17 protein-coding genes are annotated in these 22538 nt (G+C 56.7%); 8 read left to right on the top strand and 9 right to left on the bottom strand.

Annotated features, from left to right (window positions below; translation table 11 throughout):
• The first annotated feature begins 90 nt into the window (after positions 1-90).
• The 7 genes from ACQUQP_RS16905 to ACQUQP_RS16935 all read left to right on the top strand — a co-directional run bounded on the left by ACQUQP_RS16905 (position 91) and on the right by ACQUQP_RS16935 (position 8744).
• On the top strand, positions 91-1032 hold the full coding sequence (locus ACQUQP_RS16905) for an ABC transporter permease (protein ID WP_432696205.1): 942 nt from the start codon (positions 91-93) through the stop codon (positions 1030-1032).
• Positions 1032-1922 carry an ABC transporter permease gene (locus ACQUQP_RS16910; protein WP_432696206.1) on the top strand — a complete coding sequence of 297 codons (891 nt, stop codon included), beginning with the start codon at positions 1032-1034 and terminating at the stop codon, positions 1920-1922. The genes ACQUQP_RS16905 and ACQUQP_RS16910 overlap by 1 nt, the downstream gene beginning before the upstream one ends.
• Positions 1922-3568, top strand: a complete 1647-nt coding sequence (locus tag ACQUQP_RS16915) for an ABC transporter ATP-binding protein (protein WP_432696207.1) — start codon at positions 1922-1924, stop codon at positions 3566-3568. Before ACQUQP_RS16910 ends, ACQUQP_RS16915 begins: the two co-directional genes overlap by 1 nt.
• A gap of 73 nt (positions 3569-3641) precedes the next feature.
• On the top strand, positions 3642-5132 hold the full coding sequence (locus ACQUQP_RS16920) for an amidase (protein ID WP_432696208.1): 1491 nt from the start codon (positions 3642-3644) through the stop codon (positions 5130-5132).
• 88 nt (positions 5133-5220) lie between these two features.
• Positions 5221-6006 (top strand): sulfite exporter TauE/SafE family protein, encoded by a 786-nt coding sequence (locus tag ACQUQP_RS16925; RefSeq protein ID WP_432696209.1) that lies wholly within the window; start codon positions 5221-5223, stop codon positions 6004-6006.
• Positions 6007-6051: 45 nt separating this feature from the next.
• Positions 6052-7428, top strand: coding sequence for a D-serine ammonia-lyase (locus ACQUQP_RS16930; protein ID WP_432696210.1), 1377 nt, complete (start codon positions 6052-6054; stop codon positions 7426-7428).
• Positions 7429-7778: 350 nt separating this feature from the next.
• Positions 7779-8744, top strand: coding sequence for an asparaginase (locus ACQUQP_RS16935; RefSeq protein ID WP_432696211.1), 966 nt, complete (start codon positions 7779-7781; stop codon positions 8742-8744).
• Between the two features lie 262 nt (positions 8745-9006).
• On the opposite strand, the gene ACQUQP_RS16940 is transcribed toward ACQUQP_RS16935, so the two are convergent.
• The 5 genes from ACQUQP_RS16940 to ACQUQP_RS16960 form a co-directional block, all read right to left on the bottom strand.
• Positions 9007-10695, bottom strand: coding sequence for a sigma 54-interacting transcriptional regulator (locus tag ACQUQP_RS16940; protein WP_432696212.1), 1689 nt, complete (start codon positions 10693-10695; stop codon positions 9007-9009).
• A 298-nt stretch (positions 10696-10993) separates the two neighbouring features.
• Positions 10994-13429, bottom strand: coding sequence for an efflux RND transporter permease subunit (locus tag ACQUQP_RS16945; protein WP_432696213.1), 2436 nt, complete (start codon positions 13427-13429; stop codon positions 10994-10996).
• Entirely contained in the window at positions 13429-14547 is a 1119-nt protein-coding gene (locus ACQUQP_RS16950) for a WD40/YVTN/BNR-like repeat-containing protein (protein WP_432696214.1), read from the bottom strand. Before ACQUQP_RS16950 ends, ACQUQP_RS16945 begins: the two co-directional genes overlap by 1 nt.
• Before the next feature lie 104 nt (positions 14548-14651).
• Entirely contained in the window at positions 14652-16004 is a 1353-nt protein-coding gene (locus ACQUQP_RS16955) for a DUF1329 domain-containing protein (RefSeq protein WP_432696215.1), read from the bottom strand.
• A gap of 32 nt (positions 16005-16036) precedes the next feature.
• Positions 16037-17707 (bottom strand): DUF1302 domain-containing protein, encoded by a 1671-nt coding sequence (locus tag ACQUQP_RS16960; protein WP_432696216.1) that lies wholly within the window; start codon positions 17705-17707, stop codon positions 16037-16039.
• A 162-nt stretch (positions 17708-17869) separates the two neighbouring features.
• On the opposite strand from ACQUQP_RS16960, the gene ACQUQP_RS16965 reads away from it, so the two are divergent.
• Positions 17870-18775 carry a LysR substrate-binding domain-containing protein gene (locus ACQUQP_RS16965; protein WP_432696217.1) on the top strand — a complete coding sequence of 302 codons (906 nt, stop codon included), beginning with the start codon at positions 17870-17872 and terminating at the stop codon, positions 18773-18775.
• 337 nt (positions 18776-19112) lie between these two features.
• Here the strand turns inward: ACQUQP_RS16965 and ACQUQP_RS16970 are convergent, their stop codons facing one another.
• The 4 genes from ACQUQP_RS16970 to ACQUQP_RS16985 all read right to left on the bottom strand — a co-directional run bounded on the left by ACQUQP_RS16970 (position 19113) and on the right by ACQUQP_RS16985 (position 22531).
• Positions 19113-19583 carry a hypothetical protein gene (locus ACQUQP_RS16970; protein WP_432696218.1) on the bottom strand — a complete coding sequence of 157 codons (471 nt, stop codon included), beginning with the start codon at positions 19581-19583 and terminating at the stop codon, positions 19113-19115.
• A gap of 169 nt (positions 19584-19752) precedes the next feature.
• Positions 19753-20508 (bottom strand): hypothetical protein, encoded by a 756-nt coding sequence (locus ACQUQP_RS16975; RefSeq protein ID WP_432696219.1) that lies wholly within the window; start codon positions 20506-20508, stop codon positions 19753-19755.
• A 41-nt stretch (positions 20509-20549) separates the two neighbouring features.
• Positions 20550-21506, bottom strand: coding sequence for an alpha/beta hydrolase (locus ACQUQP_RS16980; protein ID WP_432696220.1), 957 nt, complete (start codon positions 21504-21506; stop codon positions 20550-20552).
• 698 nt (positions 21507-22204) lie between these two features.
• The gene (locus tag ACQUQP_RS16985) at positions 22205-22531 is read right to left on the bottom strand and encodes a 2Fe-2S iron-sulfur cluster-binding protein (protein ID WP_432696221.1); all 327 of its coding nucleotides are present in this window, start codon (positions 22529-22531) and stop codon (positions 22205-22207) included.
• Between the last annotated feature and the right edge of the window lie 7 nt (positions 22532-22538).

The following is a 22538-nucleotide window of genomic DNA, read 5'->3' on the forward strand; positions in this document are numbered from 1 at the left end:
CTTGAAACCTCTCTTCGAACCCTTGTAACAAGCCCCGCCCGCCCGGGCGGGGTGCTCGATCCCGATTCACCTCTATCCGGGGGATAAACCATGCTTGGTTACTTTATCCGTCGACTGCTGGCCGCCATACCCGTCATGCTCGTCGTCGCTCTATCCGTGTTTTTGCTACTGCGCCTCTCGCCGGGCGATCCCGCTACCATCATCGCCGGTGAAATGGCCGATGCCGAGCAGGTTAACAACATCCGTACCGCCCTCGGCCTGAACGAACCGCTCCATACCCAGTTTTTTATCTGGATCGGCAACCTGCTTCAGGGTGACTTCGGCACCTCGCTGATCTCCCAGACCTCGGTGATGTCGATGATCTCCCAGCGTCTTGAGCCGACCATCAGTCTCGCTCTGGCCGCTATTACATTGACCGTTCTGGTCGCTGTGCCCCTGGGCGTGATTGCTGCCTGGAAACAGGGCAAGTGGATCGACAACCTGGTGATGTCCACCTCCGTGGTTGGCTTCTCGGTACCGGTCTTCGTCATCGGCTACATCCTGATTCAGGTGTTCGCCATCGAGCTGAAATGGCTGCCGGTACAGGGTTACCGCAGCATCGATGATGGCATCGGCGAATTCATCTCGCGCCTGATTCTGCCGGCGATGACCCTCTCTTCTGTCTATATCGCACTGATCGCCCGTATGACCCGCGCCAGCATGCTGGAAGTGCTCGGCGAGGATTACATTCGTACCGCCCGCGCCAAGGGCCTGGGCCAGCGCATCGTACTGTTCCGCCATGCCCTGCGTAACGCGGCCGTGCCGATCCTCACCGTGGTTGGTGCCGGTTTCGCGCTGATGGTCTCCGGCGTGGTGGTCACCGAAACCGTGTTCAACATCCCGGGCCTTGGCCGTCTGATCGTGGATGCGGTGCTGTCCCGTGACTATCCGGTGATCCAGGCGCTGATACTGCTTACTGCCGGCCTTTACGTGGTCATCAACCTGCTGATCGACCTGTCCTACGCCATCACTGACCCGAGGATCCGTTACTAATGCACGCACAGACTGTCTCCACCGAGATGCCTGCGAGCCGCGGCATCCACAAGCTGATGAGCAAGGTGTTCCGGGTACGCCCGAAAACCGCCACCATCATTGCCGGTACCATTCTTTCGCTGATCGTACTGATGGCTATCTTCGCACCGATGATCGCCACCCATGATCCGGTCGAACTCTCACCGGCCAACCGCCTGCAGGGAATGAGCGCGGAACATCTGCTCGGCACCGACGCCTACGGCCGCGACCTGTTCTCCCGGGTGGTCTACGGTGCGCAGGTCTCCCTCACCGTGGGCCTGGGCGTGGCGTTCCTCTGCGTGCTGATCGGTCTGCCGCTGGGGCTGCTGACTGGTTACTTCCGCACCCTGGATGCGATCCTGATGCGCTTTATGGATGGCCTGATGGCGATCCCCGGTATCCTCGCGGCGATTGCCATCGTGTCGCTGACCTCGGCCAACCTCTGGACACTGATGATTGCGATCATGGTGCCGGAGATCCCGCAGATCGTGCGACTGGTGCGCTCCCAGGTGCTGGCCACCCGCGAAGAAGCGTTCGTGGAAGCAGCGGTGCTGATGGGCACGCCGACCCGCACCATCCTCTGGCGTCACCTGATGCCCAACACCTTCGCACCGCTGATCGTACAGTGCACCTATATCTGTGCCGCCGCGATCCTGACCGAAGCGACCCTGTCGTTCCTGGGTGTGGGGCTGAGTTCTGAAACACCGACCTGGGGCAACATCATGTCCGAGGGCCGTATCTACTTCCAGCTCAACCCCTCGATGATTCTCTGGGCGGGTCTGCTGCTGTCACTCTGCATCCTGTCGGTCAACCTGCTGGGTGACGCGGCCCGCGATGCACTGGATCCGAAAATGAAGCGGAGGGAAGGCTGATGAGCACTGAAAACCCCGTACTGAAAGTCGATTCTCTGGTCGTTGAAACCGACGCCAAGGATCCGAAACAGATCCTTAAAGGCATCTCCTTCGAGATCAAAGCGGGCGAGACCCTCTGCCTGGTGGGCGAAAGTGGCTCCGGCAAGTCAGTCTCCTCGCTGACCACCATGGGCCTGCTGCCGGAAGGCGCCCTGCGCGCCGCCGGCGGCAGCATCACCCTGGATGGCGAAGATCTGCTCAAGGCGAGCCCGAAGCTGATCAGCGAGCTGCGCGGCAGCCGCATGGCGATGATCTTCCAGGAACCGATGACGGCACTGAACCCGGTGCTGACCGTGGGCCGTCAACTCGATGAAGTGCTGGCCTGCCACACCTCCGAGCCGGCCGCCAAGCGCCGCGAAATCGTGCTGGATGCGCTGGAGCAGGTACACCTGCCGGATATCGAGCGGATGTACGACAGCTACCCGCACCAGCTCTCCGGTGGTCAGCGCCAGCGCATCATGATCGCCATGGCGCTGCTGCTGAAACCCAAGCTGCTGATCGCCGATGAGCCGACCACGGCGCTGGATGTAACCACCCAGCACCAGATCCTGAAGCTGATCCGCGAGCTACAGGAGAAACACGGTACCGCCGTACTGTTTATCACCCACGATATGGGTGTGGTGGCGGATATCGCCCATCGCGTCTGCGTTATGCACTTCGGTGTCATCGTGGAACAGGGTGAGGTGCGTCAGATCCTGTCGAACCCGCAGAAGCAGTACACCCGCGATCTGCTCTCGGCGGTGCCGAGCCTGACGCCGCGTGACCCGCGCGCCCAGCGAGGCCCGCGCCTGGTACTGGATGTGGCCGAGCTGGTGAAAGAGTACGCGCCGCCGCGCAGCCTGCTGAGCTGGTTCAAGAAGCCCAAGGCCGGTACCAAGGCGGTCAACGACATCAGCTTCAAGCTGTATGAAGGCCGCACCCTCGGTATCGTCGGTGAATCCGGTTCCGGCAAGTCCACCCTGGCACGCTGTGTCATGCGCCTGATCGACCCCACCGATGGTGTGATCCGTGTCGATGGCCAGCAGATCTCCGGCCTCACCGCCGTGGGTCTGAAACCGCACCGTCATCGCATCCAGATGATTTTCCAGGATCCTTACCGCTCGCTGAACCCGCGCCGCACCGTGGGTGACAGCCTGATCGAAGGGCCGATGAACTATGGCGCCCAGCGGGAAACCGCCCTGGGCCGTGCCGCCGAGCTTCTGCAGCTGGTAGGCCTGCCGGCGGACGCCATTGATCGCTTCCCGCATCAGTTTTCCGGCGGTCAGCGCCAGCGTATCGCCATCGCCCGCGCCCTGGCCATGGAGCCCGATGTGATCGTGGCGGACGAAGCCGTCTCCGCCCTCGATGTATCGGTCCAGGCCCAGGTGCTGGCCCTGCTGGATGATATCCAGGAGCGCCTCGGTATCGCGGTGCTGTTTATCACCCACGACCTGCGTGTGGCCGCACAGATCTGTGACGACGTGCTGGTGATGCAGCGCGGCAAAGTGGTCGAGTACGGCCCGGCCAGCGATGTGCTCGGCAACCCAAAGGCGGAATACACGCGCCAGCTGATCGAAGTGGCGCCGGGACGCTCCTGGGATTTTGCCAATTTTTCACCAGCCAGCTAAGCGCCTGCTAGTAGAACACCTGGCAATTCAGCGCCAGGCATTTGAGACGAATTGACGATTTAGAGAGAAGTTTATGAACCCTTGTGATCTGAGTGCCTCCGAAGCCCGCCGTTTGATGGCTTCGAAAAAGCTGTCTGCGGTAGAACTGACCGAAAGCTGCATCGCCCGCGCCGAAGAGGTAAACCCTGCGGTTAACGCTCTGGTGGTTGATGACTACGCCAAGATGCGCAGCGCCGCAGCCGACGCCCAGAACGCCATCGACCGTGGTGACAAGCTCGGCGTCCTGCACGGCCTGCCGGTTTCCGTGAAGGATATGGTCGACGTGGAAGGCCTGCCCACCACCTTCGGCAGCGAGATTTACGCCGACAATATCGCCCAGGGCGATGATCCGATGATCCAACAGCTGCGCCAGGAAGGCGCGCTGATGATGGGCAAGGCCAACAACCCGGAGTGGAGCGCCGGTGGTAACACCCGCAACGCGGTCTACGGCGTTACCGCCAACCCCTTTGACCTGACCCGCTCCTGCGCGGGCTCTTCCGGCGGTTCCGCCGTGGCCCTGGCCTGCGGTATGAGCCCGCTGGCCACCGGTTCTGACACCGGCGGTAGCCTGCGTAACCCGGCCTCCTTCTGTGGAGTGGTCGGTTTTCGCAGCACCCCGGGGCTGGTGCCCGGCCACAGCCGCCCGCTGGGCTGGCTGCCGATGTCACTGAACGGCCCGATGGCACGCACCGTGGACGATGCCGCACTGATGCTCTCTGCCATGATCCGCCCGGATCGTCGCGACCCCTGGACCCCGGTGATCGAAGGTCAGGAGATCTACAAGCCTGAAGCCTTCCGTCATCTGCCGCACTACGACCTGTGCAACGCCCGTGTCGCGTTTACCCACAACTTCGGTTTCGCCATGACCGAAAAGCTGGTGGCTGACAGCTTCCACGCCAAACTCAAACGTTTCGGTCATGTGTTCGGTCAGTTCAACGATACCCACCCGGACTGCATCAGCGCCGATGACACCTTCGCCGTGATCCGTGCCCTGTGCTTCTCCGGCCATCACCGCGATCTGGCCAAACAGTACCCGGACAAGGTGGGCCCGAACGTTCACGACAACGTGATCGAAGGCGAAAGCTACTCGGCGCTGGACGTAGTACGTGCACTGACCAACCAGACCAAGCTCTACCGTCAGTGGCAGGCGTTCTTTGAACACCACGACTTTATCGTCGCGCCGACCACTACCATCAGCCCGCGTGACTGGCACGAGCTCTACCCCACCGAGATCGACGGCGAACCGACCCAGAGCTACTACCACTGGCTCTCCATGGCCTACGCCTCCACCCTGGCCGGCCACCCGTCAGTGACCCTGCCCACCGGTCGCGATGCCAACGGCATGCCGTTTGGTCTGCAGATCATCGGCCGTCGCGGCAGCGATCTGGAAACCCTGGCCTTTGCCCGTGAGCTGGAAACCCTGTTCGCCGGCGACGTGGAACTGGAGCGCCCACAGGTGGATCTGGACTACCTGAAGAACGCCAGCCCGATCAGCGAAGTGGAAGGCTTCCTCGGCTTCGCCTGATACGCTTTGGAAAACTGTTAGCTCCTCGTATACCCGGTGTCCCCAGGGACATCGGGACATTCTTCAAGCAGTACGGAATCTATAGATAATGGAGTGGATAACCTTCCTGATCCTCGGATCGGTAGCCGGTGTCCTGTCGGGCCTTTTCGGCATCGGCGGCGGCCTGGTGATCGTGCCGATCCTGGTCTACATGTTCACCGCCCAGGGTATCTCGCCGGAGATTCTTACCCATCTGGCGGTGGGCACCTCACTGGCCACCATCGTCTTCACCTCGATCAACTCGGTGATGGCGCATCACAAGCACGGCGCCGTGCGTTGGCCTGCAGTGGCTATGCTGAGCCTGGGGATCGTTGGCGGCAGCGTGCTGGGAGGCTATACCGCTTCATTCCTCAGCGGTGAGGTGCTGCAGCGGGTGATCGGCGTGTTTGCCATCGTCATCGCCGTGCAGATGTTCTTCCAGCTCAAACCGAGCGGCCGTGAGGAGAAACCGGTGGGCCGGGTGTTCCTGGGCGGCTCCGGTATTTTCATCGGCTGGGCATCGGCGATCTTCGGTATCGGCGGCGGCTCACTGACCGTTCCGCTGCTCAGTTGGCGCGGCTTCCCGATGAAAATCGCAGTGGCGACATCCGCCGCTTGCGGTCTGCCCATTGCCCTGTCAGGCTCCGCCTCCTTTATCTGGTTTGGCATGCAGGCACAAGGCCTGCCCGAGTGGAGCCTGGGCTATGTTTACCTGCCGGCCCTGATCGGTATCGGCGCCACCAGTATGTTTTTTGCCCGCTTCGGTGCGAAGCTGGCTCACCGTCTGGACCAGGTGCTGCTGAAGCGTCTGTTCTCAATGTTACTTTTGATTGTCGGCATCAACTTTCTGCTCTGACCCGACGCTCTGACCCAACTGCCCCAGCCCGAGGTTTAACTGATTATGGAAAACCTGAATTACATCGACTGGATAGCCAAGGCGACCACCGAGCAGGATCCGGTTCTCGACGATCTGCAGCAGTGCCGCGAGCGCCTCTGGATCAACCCCAAGGTCACCTCTTTCGAGTCGGTTAAAAACACGCTGCCACTGAGCTTCGCCGATATTGAAGACGCTAGAGCTCGACTGGATCGGTTCGCCGCTTACTTCAAGGCGGTGTTCCCTGAAACCGCCGAACGCGACGGCATCATCGAGTCCGACCTGATCCGCGTGGATAAAGGCGCGAAAGCGGTGGCCGACCTGCTCGCCACCGAAGCGCCGACCCACCTGCTGGTGAAGTGCGACAGCCACCTGCCGATCTCCGGTTCCATCAAGGCGCGAGGCGGTATCTATGAAGTGCTTCAGTACGCCGAAAAACTGGCCGAAGAGAACGGCCTGCTGCACGAGGGCATGGACTACACCTGCTTCGATAGCGCACCGTTCAAAGAATTGTTCGCCAGGCACGGCATCGTGGTCGGGTCCACCGGCAACCTGGGTCTGAGTATCGGTATCATGAGTGCCAAGCTCGGCTTCAATGTGACCGTGCATATGTCCGCCGACGCCCGCGAATGGAAAAAAGCGATGCTGCGCTCCAAGGGCGTCAACGTGGTCGAGCACCAATCCGACTACAGCGTCGCCGTGGCCCAGGGCCGTGAAGAAGCACTGGCCACACCCGGCTGCCACTTCGTCGATGATGAAGACTCCACCACGCTCTTCCTCGGCTATAGCGTGGCGGCCCTGCGCCTTAAAAAGCAGCTTGCTGAGCAGCAGGTTGTTGTGGATAACGAACATCCGTTGATCGTCTACCTGCCGTGCGGCGTGGGCGGTGGTCCCGGCGGCGTGGCGTTCGGTCTCAAGCATGTGTTCGGCGATGCCGTTCACTGCTTCTTTGCGGAACCGACCCAATCCCCCTGCATGCTGCTGGGTATGCACTCAGGCCTGCATAACGGTATTAGCGTGCAGGATATCGGCCTGGATAACCTGACCTGCGCCGATGGCCTGGCGGTGGGTCGTCCGTCCGCGTTTGTTGGCGAAGTGATGGATCCGCTGCTGGATGGCATCTACACCGCCAGCGACGACACTCTCCACGCGCTGGTGAAACTGATGACCGATGCCGAAGATCTTTCCATCGAGCCTTCGGCCGCCGCTGGTTTGCCAGGGTTTGCCTGGTTGCAGAAGGCTGGCAGCGAAACGCTTGCGCAGATCGGTTTGGCCGATAATCTGGCCAATGCCACGCATCTGGCCTGGGCGACCGGGGGGAATATGGTGCCTGCTGAAGAGCGCGCTAAGTATTACTCGCTGGGGGAGAAGGCTTTGAAAGAAGCTTCCGGACGTGATGATTAACCCCCTTCTTTGGGTTCGCTTTTTGACAATCCGTGGCTAAAACAGGGCTCGATCACACCGAGCCCAACTGAGCCAGACAGTGGTTCCCCTTCTGCGCAGCCGAGCATCGCAGACTGAAAGAGGAAAAAGGGATCGACTGTCTGAGCCGCGAAGCGGCGAGTTTGGAGATCCCTCTCTTTCAGGCGAGAAGCACAGGGCAGTCGGAGCAGCCGACCAAGCAGTAGGGGCGGTTTGGGATTGTTAAGGCACCTTTTCCCTCTAAATCAGCCGCACAAGTGCCTTGACTCGCCCAGCAGGGCGAAACCTGCACCTAAACGCGGCAGCGTAAAAATTTCCACATGAGAAAACTCATGAAAAAAATAGCCGTTATTACCACCGGCGGCACCATCGCCAGCACCACCGATCCGGAAACCGGGCGTTCTATCGCCGGCAAACTTACCGGTGAAAAGCTGCTAGGCGCGTATAGAGATCTCTCTTCGGATCAGGTCGAGCTGGAGGTGTTCAGCGCCTTTCAGATCCCCAGCAACGCCATGGATTTCGACAAGCTTTTGCTGTTGAAGTCTGTGGTGGAATCCTTCCTGCTGCGCACCGATATCAGCGGTGTGGTGATCACCCACGGCACCGATACGCTGGAGGAAACCAGCTACTTCCTCTCCCTGGCCATTACCAGCCACAAGCCGGTGGTGACTACCGGTTCCCAGCGGATTCCCGGAGAAATGGGCAGCGACTCTTTCGCCAACATCCGTGATGCGATCACCCTGGCGGCAGCTGACCAGCCAGATTGCTCCGGCACCCTGCTGGTGTTTAATGAAAAGATCTTCTCGCCCCGTTCAGTGCGCAAGGTACATACCTCAAACGTGGATGGCTTCGCCGGGGGCCAGATCGGCACTATCGACCGTGGTGAACTGTTTATCCAAAACACCCCAGGCGCACCGAAAGCCTGTTTCGATAACCTGCCCGCCATGGCGGAAGTACCGCTAATCAAGGCCGCTTCAGGCATGTCAGATCTGTTTATCCGCGCCGCCACCGCCAGCAATCTGGCGGGTCTGGTGATCGAGGGCTTCGGCCGCGGCCATGTCCCGCCGAGCTGGGTGTCGGCAATCCGTGAGGCGGTCGATAGCGGTATGACGGTGGTGATCACCTCTGCCTGCGATGAAGGACGCGTTTATCCAGCCTACGAATACCCCGGCAGCTTTGCCGATCTGACCGCCAAGGGCGTTATCGGCGGGCAGGATATGGATGCTAAAAAAGCACGAATTATGCTCGCTTGTTTGCTTGGTTCTGGGCACAGGGTAGATGACTCGAGCTTTCTATAACGCGCCACCACATTTCCAGCGTTATAAACAACAAGAGGTATGCGAAAAGCAGCCTGAATAGCTGCTTTTCCTGATTGCGCGAGATACAGGAATATGTCTTTTTAGCAGCTGTCGGCTGTCCGCAGTACAGAGCTGCCATTCGTTTAAGCGATGTGGACCCAAAGAGGTCTATAGAACCTGGGACGATTCTGTCCCTATAGCGTCCATGGAAAGTCCTCGACACGTCGGCGCAGACTTTCTCATGCTGACGAGCTTATTCGCACTAAGCCTCGCCTTCCGTTTCGCCCTCCTTTTGTACCCGGTATGCCACCTGGCGCCGGGTTACCCCGAGCATCCGCGCCGCTTCCGCCAGATTGCCACCGGCACGTTCTATGGCCAGTTGGTAGATCCGGTTCAGGTGGGTCTCAAGGCCATCGGCGCTACTGATCAGGGTATCGTAAAGCGCATTCATGCGACTCTCGTCCTGCTTGCACAGGCGTCCCCGGTTATCCAGATTAGCACCGCCCAGCGCCTGTTCGCTGTTACCGGGAAACAGGTGGCCGATCTCGATCTTACCGCCCTCGGGCACCAGCAACAGGGCACGTTCGATCAGGTTTTCCAGTTGCCTGATATTACCCGGCCAGCTGTACTCCATAAGCGCCTGCGTCGCACCATCGGTCAAGCCCGGCTCTGGCCGGCCATAGACCGGGGCATATTTCTTCAGCATCGCCTTGGCCAGCAGCGGCACATCGCTTTTGCGCTCACGCAGCGGCGGAATCTCCACCGGATAGGTGGCGATGCGATAGAACAGATCGGCACGGAACTTACCTTCGGCGATCGCCCGCTCCAGATCCAGGTTGGTGGCAGCAATAAGCCGCACATTGACCTTGCGGGCTTCGTTATCGCCAAGCCGCTCCACCTCACCGCTTTGCAGGGCACGCAGCAGTTTTACCTGTGCCGACAGTGACAGATCGCCCACTTCGTCGAGGAACAGGGTGCCGCCATCGGCACGCTCGAAACGTCCCGGACGCGACTCCTGGGCACCGGTGTAGGCGCCTCGACGCACCCCGAAGAGTTCAGCCTCGATCAGATCATTGGGGATCGCCGCGCAGTTGATCGCCACAAAAGGTTTGTCCGCCCGGTCGCTGTTCTCATGCAACCACTTGGCGAAAACCTCCTTGCCGACCCCGGTCTCACCCAGCAGCAGCACGTTGATCGGCCCCCTGGAGGCTTTGTGCAACAGGTCGAACGCTTTCAGAAACCCCGGCGACTGACCGACCAGATTGCCCTGCTCCAGCTGTGCCGTTGACGGTCGCGATCCACGCAATTGATGCAGCTGCTGCTCGATATCGCAGACAGGCGGCACCTTCTGGTCGATCCGGAACAGGTCGATGTAGGCGTCATCGTTCCAGTCTTCGGCCGGCTTGCCGATCACGGTACAGTGAGAGTCGCCCTTGCAGGCGCATTCAATTTCGCGGAACACGATAAAGCGTTTGAAAAAGGTGCTGACATAACCTGAGGCATAGCCCACCAGCGTCCAGCAGCCGACATCGTCACCGATACCGTATTGCTGGATATGGGCCTCGGCTTCCCAGGAGTGTTCCATGTGCACCCGACCATCGAAGCTGCCCTGCTCCCAGTCGATATCCGCCTGGGTGATCTCCGCCTTTACGTTACCTTCGAACGCGTGCAACTCGGGACCGATCTTGAATACGTCGTAGTCATCGCCGGCACCGTAAAGCTGGGTCGCCACCTCGGCATCCATCTGCCCGGCACGGAACCCCATGCGAATCAGCAGACCGCGGGCGCGGGATTGTCCTAGGTTGGCAAACAGTTCATCGCGCAGGCCGCTGAGGGCCTGGGTGTGGAGCAGCAACATCCGGTTTTCGCCGAACCAGATATGGCCGTTATCGATATCGAATTTCAGTTTCGAGCGCAGATTGAAATGCTCGATCAACCTTTTTTCGCTCATGGTCGTCACGCCTGTTTTTGTTATTGTCGGTGTTCTTCTCGGCTCATCTGCGGAACAACATAACACGCTGTTGCTGGCTGTCGAGGTTCCAAAGGTCTAGTGCTGTTCTAGTTTTTGGTTGCGCGGCAGTTAGTGCCATTGTTAGTAGCGAGCTCCCTGTCCCTGCAAAAACGCTTGCAGCCCCTGCAGCATTAACGAATACCGGTTAACGCCATGCTGATGCAGGGGCCGCAAGCGGCGGGTCTATCCGGCGCGGCCGGGCACCTGCTCAGGGCCGGGCCGGCTAAACAGGGGAAGCTCAGGTCGCCATCGCACCGCTCTTTTCCAGCTTCACTTCAACCTGCTTAACACCGCTGTCGCGTAGCAGGAAATAGCCCAGTGACGGCAGCAGTATCAACGCGCCGAGCATGTTCCAGATGAACATGAACGCCAGCAGTATCCCCATGTCAGCCTGGAATTTGATCGGCGAAAGAATCCAGGTGAACACCGCGACACCGAGGGTGATACCGGTCAGCACGACCACCTTGCCGGTGAACAGCAGCGCCTGGTAGTAGGCTTCGGACAGGCTCTTGCCCTCCTTTAGCCGTGCCAGTGTCACGGTCAGGATATACAGCGCGTAGTCGACGCCGATACCGACACCGAGCGCGATCACCGGCAGCGTGGCTACCTTGACGCCAATGTTGAGCCACACCATCAGCGCCTGACACAGCACCGAGGTCAGCATCAACGGCAGCACGGCACAGGCCACTGCACGCCAGGAACGGAAAGTGATAAACGCCAGGATAATCACCGCCGCGTACACCAGCAGCAGCATCTGCACGTTGGCCTTCTTCACCACGATATTGGTGGCGGCTTCGATACCAGCATTACCGGCCGCGCTGAGGAAACGGATCGAGTCGCTATTGTACTGCGCCGCGAACGCTTCCACGGTGGCGACCACGCTGGTCAGGGTGTCGGCCTTGTGGTCCTTCAGGTAGGCGTAAACGGTGAGCAGATCACAGTTCTGGTTGAACAGCTCGCGCGGGGCGCGGGTGATGATGGCGTTCAGCATCCCCTGCGAACGCGGGATACCGTACCACTTCAGGCTGCCCTCGTTCATGCCGGCCTGGGCGATCTTGGCCAGTCCCGCCAGTGAGCTGGTCGCTTCCACGCCGGGCAGCTGCGCCAGGCGCCGTTCCAGGGCATCCACCGCCATCAGCGTATCGTAGTGAGCACACTCGTACTGCCCGGTACGCACCATCACCACGTACACGTCGCTGCTGGCGGCGTAGTTGGCCACCATAAAGGCGTTATCCTGGTTGTAGCGCGAATCGGCACGCAGCTCCGGTGCGCCCTGCCCGGTATCGCCGATTTTGACCTGCAGGCTCACCACCAGCCCCAGCCCGCCCAGCAGCAGTGACGCCAGCACCACCAAGCCCGCATAACGCTTCTGCGTAAAGAGGTCGAGCCAGGCCCAGAACGGATGTTTGCGATGTTCAGTGTCGTTCAGGTCTACGCTTTCGGCACGGACACTGCGCTGCGCGGCTTTCGCGTTGACACCGGTATAGGAGAGCAGCACCGGCAGCAGGATCAGGTTGGTAAAGATCAGGGTCGCTACGCCGATGCTGGCGGTGATCGCAAGGTCGCCGATCACCGGGATATCGATCACCAGCAGTACGGCAAAACCTATGGCATCGGACAGCAGCGCGGTCAGGCCGGCCAGGAACAGACGGCGGAAGGTGTAGCGCGCCGCCAGCAGTTTATGAATGCCGCGACCGATATCCTGCATGATGCCGTTCATTTTCTGGGCACCATGGCTCATACCGATGGCGAACACCAGGAAAGGTACCAGGATCGAATAGGGGTCCAGATCGTAACCCAGCAGCGGCAGCAGACCGAGCAGCCAGACCACGGCAGTCAGCGAGCACACCACAACCAGCAGCGTGCTGCGGGCACAGCGGGTGTAGAGAAACAGCACAGTGGTCGCCAGGGCGATCGTGACCGCAAAGAAGAGCAGAACCTGTTTCAGGCCATCGATCAGATCCCCTACCACCTTGGCGAAACCGGTGATATGAATCTGAATCTTGTCCGATTCATACTTCTGGCGCAGCTGTTCCAGCTGCTGCGAGAAAGCATGGTAGTCGATGCGTTCACCGGTGTTGGCATCGCGCTCCTGCAGCGGCACCTGCAGGATCGAGGAGTGGAAGTTGGCCGCCACCAGCTGACCGATCTCGCCGGAGCGTTCCACGTTGTTACGCACCTGGTCGAGGCTGGCCGCCGAACCATCGTAGCCATCGGGAATAACCGGACCGCCATCCAGCCCCTCTTCGGTAACGCCGGTCCAGCGTACTGCCGGCGCCCACAGCGACTTCATGAACGGCCGGTCAACCCCCGGCATCAGGAAGATCTCGTCATGGATCTTGCGCAGTGTATCCAGGTATTCGGCGTCAAAGATCGTTCCCTCTCTGTTCTCCACCGCAATGCGCAGCGTATTGCCGGTACCGGCCAGCTGTGTGCGGTTCTCCAGAAAGTTGACGATGAACGGATGGTTGGTCGGGATCATTTTCTCGAACGCAGCGCTCATGCCGAGGTTGGCCGACTGGAACCCGAGATAAACCGTGATCGCCAGACAGATCAGGATCACCGCAATACGGTTGTTGAACAGCAGCCGCTCGGTGATGCGACCGGAACGGGTATCGAAATCCTCCAGGTGACGAATCTGCTCGCCAGCTGAACCTTGGTTTGGACTATTCATCACTGTGCTTCCGGCTTGGAGAATGGGGTATCCAGGCGTACCGGACCGCGTGCGGTCGACAGTACGATGGCGCCATCACGGGCCTGGACCATCGCTGTGATTGAGGCGGTCGGACTCACGTCCGCCTTGCTGAAGCTGCGTCCCCGGTCGCGGCTCACAACCAGATGTCCGCTCTCGTCTCCAAGCAGCAGTGTGCCATCGCTCAGACTCATACCGGCGGTCAACGTGGCTTCGCTGCCCAGATCGATACGGTGCCAGCCGCTGTCCTGCTCACGCCAGACGTTGCCGCGCAGGCCGAAAGCAAGCAGTTTCTGGCTGGGTAGTGGAATAAAACCGAAGAAGGTGCCGGCATAGGGGGTCTCCACGCGCTGGTATTCGACCTGGCCGCCCCCCCGGCTGAACAGGGAACCCTGCTCACCGGCCACGACCATGCCATCCTGCTCCGGTTGAATCGAATACAGATGACGCCCACTGTCGTTGTGCAGCAGGTCCACGATCGACTGCCAGCTTTTACCGCCATCACGGGTGGCCAGTGCTATACCGTAGGCACCGATCGCCCAGCCGTGCTGTTCATCCGCAATATAGAGATCAAGGAAAGGCTTATCCGCCCCCTCCTTGACCAGGTAATTGGCGTTGGTCAGCGCATCCTCGGCACCGGGCAGTCCCAGCTCCGCACGACGTTTCGCCTCGTTGTAGATGATGTCAGCGACGCGATAACCGTCGACCTGCAGCTCCCAGTTTTCACCGCCGTCTGCCGTATGCAGGATGACGCCACTGTGTCCGCTGGCCCAGCCCTGTTTTGCGGAAGCGAACTGCACATCGGTCAACGTAACGCTGACTGGCACACCGGTACTCTGGCGCCAGCTTTTACCATCGTCATCGGAGAGCAGGATGATTCCCTGCTCTCCGACCGACACCAGTCGCTCGCCGGCCCGGGCGATGCCGAGCTGGATCGAATGCAGGGCACTGGAGGCTTTCTGGGCCGGCAGCTCCAGCAGATCCGGCACAACCGCAGCTTTGCGTTCAGAGACTGCCGCAGCAGCAACGCCGGAGACCAGCAGGGAAACCGACAGCGCCACAGCAGGCCGGATTAGACGTTTTCGCGTTGTTATATTCATCACTGACTACTCGACTGACGCTCAAGGCCGACCGCTTTGCCGCCGGCCTTTATTTGACTCTGCGCTGCCTCCGACCCGTAGGCCGGAGGCAGGCTGAGTGGGTCTTAGCGCACCGCTTCCGCGGCCACCGCATCACCGGTGAAGAAGGTTTCCTGCTTGGTATCGACAATGCGGAAGTGCTCGTCGTTCAACGCCTGGATCACACTCATGGTGTTGGCCTGCAGGTTGAATACGGTGGCCGTCTTTTCCATCAGCGCCGGAATTTTCGGTACCACGAACGGTGTCACCATGGAGGTACGCCAGAGCTTGCCTTCAGCGTCGTAACCGTCCACCAGCAGTACCAGCCAGCTGTCTTCGTCGACATAGTAGGTACGCTTGGGCACCGCATGACGTTTGCCGTCCGCCACGTTCGCTTCAACCACCCAGACACGGTGCTTTTCCCAACGCACCTTGTCGGAATTCAGGTGGTAGTCGGACAGCGCTTCATCCAGCGATGCACCAACAAAGTTGTTGTTGTTGTACGGTACCAGCAGCTCCTTCTTACCTTTGAGCGTCCATTTGAAACGATCCACCGAGCCGAAGAAGCCCTGTACCTCATCAAAGTAGTTGGCACCGGAAGCGACGAAGTCAGGGGTATCGTAGGAGACCGTCGGCGCGCGACGCACCCGGCGCTGACCGAGCAGGTACTGCCAGGCCTGGCGCGGCTGATCCCGGTCGATACTGTCACGCACGACCAGGGATTCACCGGCCTTGAATGGCGGTTCCAGAGTGTTGAAACGGAACATGGAGTACTCGCCTGACCAATTATCCGGCGTCACGTCCTTGTAGTACGGCGGGTACTGAAAAGAGATATCGTTACGGGTCGCCAGGGTATGACTGCCATCCGCGTTACCGACAATGTTCTTGAAGGTGTACTCGATGGACGGTGCTTCCACCCGCATCAGGAAATTCCACATCACCTCCACCCCTTCCTGCGGAATCGGGAAGGGAATGCCGCCGGCACAGCCGGATACCGAATAGCCACCTTCAGCCAGCTGACAGCGGGTAGCGTTGGCCAGGGTGCTGTCATACACCGACTGCGGCGCGGCCATGGAGCGATGGGTTGGGTAAACGTCGAGACGGAAGCTGTCCGGATACTTACTCAGCATCGCCTTGATGCCGTCACTGAGCAGCGCGTCATACTCGGCGTGATTCTGTGCCGTCACCTGATACAGCGGTTGTTCATCGGCAAAGATGGACTTGGGAATATCACCCATGTAATCGCCCGGCAGCATCTCGATAATACCGCCGGTCCAGGCCGGGATACTACCATCGGCATTACCGGCTTTTTCACCGCCGAGAGGCGTGAGTTCCTGGCCAAGTTTGGCGGCTTCGTCAGCGGATACCGCCGCCTGTGCCTGTGGAGCCGCGATCAGCAGGGCAGCCACACCGGCGAGAAAAGAGGAATAGGGTTTCATTATTGTTCTCCTAACCACAGATTCGAGTCCGATCAGAACGTGCGCTGAACGGTGAATGAGATGAAGTCACGGTCACCGTGGAAGTTGTCGTAGGACAGCTCAGGCACTGCGGTACCTGGCTTGACGATGGAACCGGCACTGCCGATGTAGTGGGTGTAGTTCAGACCCGCCTGCCAGGTACGCTGGTAGTCCGCGGTCAGACCCAGGCTGATGTTGCCGCCGCCCTCCGAGGGGAACAGCACACCGTTGACCGAAGAACGTCCGAACAGGCCATAGCCCACGCCGATCGGGGTTTTCAGATCCAGTCCCGGCATCACCTGGAAGTACTCCGGCGTAAACACGAACTGCAGCGCTCCGGCATCCCTTGTCGCCAGCGGATCGAGCTGATCCTCGTTGTCGCTGATGCTCAGGCGCCGGTTGTAAGCGAACTCACCAATAAAGGTGGCAGCATCCCAGAGCGCGCTTTCGCCCAGGATACTGATCGCCGAAAGGTTGGCGTGCATAGTCCGGCCAACCGGGAAAGCAGCATTGGAGTCGCCATCGGAGGCAGCACCGGTAATCACCGCATTACCGCTGGCCACCAGCGGCATGTTGTCACGGAAGGAGATCTCACCGGCCACGTTGGTTTCGCCAACCAGGGTGCTGAAGCTGGCACCAAGGGTGCGGATGTCCTCACCGAACACCTCTACATAATCACCGAGGTAGGCGCCTTGCGGGTTTACCCCAGGACGCACATAGAACTGCGGCATCTTGTCGTGGAACTGGGCGGCATACAGGCCGTACTCCACATTATCGGTGGCAAAACGCAGCTGCATACCGAACTGGCCGCTGTCACTGGGCTCGATATCACTGCCACGATAGGCAACCGCCCCCGGCCCCAGGATCAGCGTTTCACCGCCCTCATCGACGAAGTCGGCAAAACTGAAATAGCTGCCGGCACCCGGCACCCGGGTTTTACGCCACTCCAGCTGGTAGTAGGCACCGATGGACAGATCCGGGCTAAGCTGGATCTGGCCGGAGACCTGACCGATCGGGCGCAGAATCTCCTGGAACTGAGAGTTGGGTACCGACAGTGCCTTGACCAGATCGAGCGAGGTCTGCGCCGCGGCAATACCGTTGGAACCGAAGAACAGGCTCTCACCATAAAGCTGGGTAAAACGACCCGCTTTCAGGTTCAGACTTTTATTGCCCAGGCTGAAGTTGCCGTAAGCGAACGCATCGAGCAGCTCCATATCGCCGCCATGCAGGTCTTTGGTGTCGTCGGTGAACTGGGTGTAATCCACCGAATTCGAGTTCACGAAAAGACCCGGGTTATCGGTATCCTGATGATAGACATCGTCATACCAGGCCGCGCCGCTGACGCGAAAACCGTATTTGCGCTTATAAGACAGGTTGAACTGGGACAGGATATCGACGCGGTTCGAGATCAGTCCCTTGTCGAAGTTGAGGTCGCCGTCGTTGGTATTGATGGGAGGTCCATCTACCGACGCCACATCGGGATCGGCATCCTTCAAACGGAATCCGGCGCTGTACTTGAAGGTGTTATCCCAATTCATGCGGATATCGGGATTGCCACTGTCGATCGACATTGCCTGCGCACCGGCAGTCCAGGCCATTCCCGTCGCCAGAGCGATCGCGACACAGAGTTGACGCCGACGGCTGACCCGTTGCGGCGAAGACGGATTGCGTTGCATGTTCATCATGCGTTTTCCTCTCGCGTCATTGTTATTTTTGTTACGTAACTGCAGGAACAATCACGGTTGAGACCTAAGGTATAAAAGTGCTCAATTACCTTCCAATACAATTGACGAGCACTTTTGATACCCTTAAGGTATGAGAAAAGATTCACGGGAGGGTCACCCAGGATGGATCTGCGCAAACTGAAATACTTCATAACCGTCGCCGAAGAGGGCCATATCAGCCGCGCCGCGACGGTACTCAACATCTCCCAGCCACCGCTGACGCGGCAGATTCACCAGTTGGAAGAAGAACTCGGCGTGCAGCTTTTTACCCGCACCGCCAAGGGCATGGAGATCACCCACGCCGGCACCCTCTTCCTTGAGGAGGCGCGCAACATCTTTGCGCTGATCGAACAGGCAACCGAGCGTACCCAGCGCGCCGGCCAGGGGCGCCTCGGTCGACTCGACGTGGCCACCTTCGGCTCCGGCATTCTCGATACCATTCCGCATATTCTGCTGGCATTCCGGCGCGACTATCCCGACGTCAAGGTGGTACTGCACACCCTGGAGAAGCACGCCCAGATCGAAGCGCTACGTCAGCGTCGCATCACCATCGGTTTCAACCGCATGCTTGAGCCGTTGAGCGATATCCGTTCCGAACTGGTCGTCACCGAAAAGCTGCTGCTGTGCGTCAACGAAGCCTCACCACTGGCGCAGCTGGACGGTATCGACTTCCGCGATCTCGAGCAGCATCCGCTGATCCTGTTCCCGGCCCAGAGCCGCCCCAACTTCATCGACAAGGTGCTTAAACTGTGCGAAGTGTCGGGCTTCAGCCCGCAGGTATCGCAGGAGGTGGACGACATCCTGACCGGTGTCGCATTGGTCGCCAGTGGATTCGGCGTCTGCATCGTCACCGAGGCAGCCCAGACACTGCGCCTGCCCGGCGTAGCCTACATCCCGCTGCGCAACACCCCTCCCGGAGCGTCAGTGGACCTGAGTTGTATCTACCGCGAGGATGACCGCTCGCCTATCCTCGAATCCTTTCTCGGTACGATCAGGGAGTACGCACGCTCACGACGTGAAGACGGTTAGTGAAAGGATCGAAAGGAATAAACAGCGCCAGTTGCATTCTGAGGTGGGGTTGTTCGTCTGAGACATCGGGGACAACCCCTCTGTTTTTTAAAAACCTGGTAGGGACAGGTTCTGACTCTATAGACCTGTTTCTTGCACAAATTCGTTGGGTGTTGATGTAAAGCAGCGGCTTTACGCACTTTGCAGCCGTAACAGGATCAAACTGAAATCCCTAAAGCGGACATTCGGTAAAAGCTGGCTCAACCGCCGCTATCGGCACAGAGCTGTCTCTCGCTATTCTTGATTGAGAGCAACCCTAATGCTCTTAGATGTCCAGAGAGCTAAGGGCGATTCTGTATCAGTTAGACTGGAAAACCCTCCCCTCGTATACAACTTCTTTTTTTCTACAATCCATTCGTGTCTTAATGTCGAGCCAAATTTGATCTCGAGGACTTAATGTTTTCGGCATTGCATTGCGTACATAATCCACACATTCTTGATCGACTTCATGGACTCGAACACATCTTAAATATAAATACTTAACATGTTTATACAAGCCATTATCAAATAAGTGAGACTGATGTGCTGCAATCGCGATTCTCATATAACGGTCATCTAATCCATCAATAAAGTTCTGACATTTACCAGTACCAACCGGAAAAGAGTTTATTCTGTTTCCTCTAAGGATCGACGGGGAAAATTCGTTTTCATCAAGCTCGAGACTTTCCTTGCTTTCGCCGAAACTCTGAGCGTCTATATACTCATACTCAGCAGCCTGAACTGTAGACGAAGAGAGTATGAAGATGAGCAAATTTATCAGTTTTTTCATATAACATCCTTGTGCCTTTTCGATACAAAATTTAATAAATTTTTTCACCAGAAATATTCAAGTTCTAATGGAAAGATAGATCGGTGACACATACCCGCAATCGGCACTTAGCTGTCATTCCTAATCCCTTTAAAGAATCTGCTTCTAGGCTGTTAACACATCTAGAAAATTATTGGAGAGAATTTAATTTTTTTGCTCTAAAACGGTACAACATACGATGCCATCGACTTATCTTAACCCGTTCTCCTTTCCATTTTGTAACTAATACTCCGTCATATTTTGTTGGCACAATACGAAAAGTATAAAAACTTGATTGTTTAGGAGGATTATGAATTGCCGGGCTCCATGAGAACCCCACGATCAATAGAAATGAAATATTCGTTAACTTCGGATTTTCGGAATTAATCGCAACATATGGACCAGGTCCAATCAACTCACGTAGTGGACTGTTATTTTCTCGAATCTCTACCTGGTTATCTCCCACACATGCCATAGCGTGCCCAATTCTCATACCAATAACGCCTCGATCGTGAGAGAGTCCATCAATCTCGTTCCAGTCATCCAAAAAATCCTCCCATAAAACCGAACCTCTTGAACCTACTAGAATAAACTCTGCGCGCAAGTCGATAGCCTTTTTATCAGTCGTATTTTTCCAGTCGACTACCATAGCAGGAAGATTTGTTGATCCAATGTCTACGCTTCTCTGTATATTTTCATAGCAGCCATTTATTGCTATATTTGATGCAACATCAATATCAAATGAAAATTGGAAGTTAGGATACTGATTAACACGAAATAACCTAAGAGCATGACGCCTTGACAGCAGGAGTGAAACAAGTGCTATGCATAATGAAGTAACCGATACTAATAATGTAAAAAACTCCCATGGGTTACTCTGATCGTGGGTTAAGATAGAATTAATCATTTAATATCCCCTATCCAACTTCCATTTTCGATAATAGACTACTAAAATCTGTATGAATTTGACCGGGAATCGTAGCTCATCCCTTTAATATCTTCACCCCGCTCCCCATTTAAGACTTTTGTAAAAAAATCTTTCACAACATTATTTGTTTTTTTGTAAAAAATTCCGTGAGTTTTACCTACGCCATTACCATTCGTGAAATCGAAATAGATGGCATTATCTGAATTTAAATTCTTTGCTGTTCTTCCAAGCCTATCTTTTTGAAAATTAGCATCGGACCATTTAAGAACCCAGTCATTCTCATTTATGGTTATATATACTTTTTTTCCGGTTTCAATTAGGTTCACCCAAGAAGCATGTCCCTTATTATCAACATCTGCCTGACAAAGAATAACATTATCAAATATTGATGTTTCATTTTCATACACAGAATCGATGATGTAATTTTGAAATAAATAATTACCTAGACTGTATGTCATTAAGGTAAATTTAATATTGCACGTCTCTAGTGCCTCTCTATTGAAAGGCTCTTTTAAATAGGAGCCAAGTTTCTCTAAAGTAGAATCCAGAGCACCCACTGACGCTTTAGCAGTTCGCTTAGCGTGTCGGTATTCCTTTGTTTTAAACCCTCCAGGATTAGAAGGCCAAGAAAAAACTATGACCTCTACCTTATGTTCTTTCTCTAAAGCAAGACTTTTCTCTAGGTTCTTTTCAAAAGACTGGTTGAATCCGTGAACAAAGAATACGCAATTCTTTCCTGTCTCTGTCAGTTTATCTCTAATTTTAGAAAACTCCTTTCTTGATGGAATGTTGTTTTCAGTTATTCTTGATGGCTCTTTAATTAATTCAACTTTCCACTTACCATTTATTTTCTCCGCTTTGGCCAGCCTAACTTCATTTGGCCCCTTTGAGTTAACACTATCTCCAAAAGCTTTATGATCCCCAACTCCATTTTTAAAATTGGAGCTATTAATATTTCTATTGGTGACTATTAACATCTTACATCCCCTTTGCTTGATTCAAGCTCACGCGTGCAATAACATTTTAATACTGCGCATGCGCATTTAAATACCTCTCGCAACGCTGATAAATTAGATCGAATCAACCGAAGAGAAAAAAGAAATCAAGATATCACAGCTATTCTCTTCCGATGAAAACGAGCATGTGCTTTTTCCTGCTTTACCGTGCGCAGTATCCCGCGACTTACTTTTCATAATGTTTTGAGATTAGACGACTTTCCACCTATCACAAGTGGAAACTGAGCACGGCTTTGCGGCAAGACGTGCAAAGATCATAATTACTGAATAAAACCAAAGAATTATGAGAGGTGTTAGCCACATGCGCCAATGGCAGCTCAGGGTCGAAAGTGACTATTTTCCTTGGTCTGAACAGCCGAAAGAATGTCCGCTTTTGGTTGGATCAGAGATCGCTAAACGTCCGGTCTGATCCATCACCGGAAGCCTTGAAGTTACACCCACGCCAAGCGTCCGGCCCCCGATGAGAGCCAACCAGCGCCAGCGATCAGGTTGAAAAGAATCAGGCGCCTCCACCCCTGGTAGGCAAATAGCCCAAAAAGAAGACCGTCCCTGGTCGAAGGGGTATCGAGATGAAGACCAATTTTTGCCCAGAGGTGCGGTAATAAGGCTCGGTAAACAGGCCCTTTGAGCCTTGCTGTTCAGGTTATCAATCCTGCCTTTCAGCCAGGTCGTGAGTTCACATGCGCTTTCTTAAAACACTTTTGCATCTTGCCGACGACGCGGATCTGCAGATCACTGTCCGGGTTGATACGGCAGGCCAGTACCCGCCCCTCGGCCAGATCATCTTCATCGACATGACAACTGCTCATACGTTGGCTGTGGTAATCGCCGTTGAGCACCTCCACCTTGCATACGCCGCAGCCGCCGCCGCGACAGCCACAGGGGATACCGCGTCGCCCCAGCCGCATCATGCCCTCCAGCACGTTCTGCTGCTGATCGCAGAGGAAGCTCTCTTCACTATCGACTATATCGATCTTGAATTTCATATCCGCC

This window comes from Marinobacterium sp. YM272 (genome assembly GCF_050908845.1).
In the GTDB taxonomy this organism is placed as follows: domain Bacteria; phylum Pseudomonadota; class Gammaproteobacteria; order Pseudomonadales; family Balneatricaceae; genus Marinobacterium_D.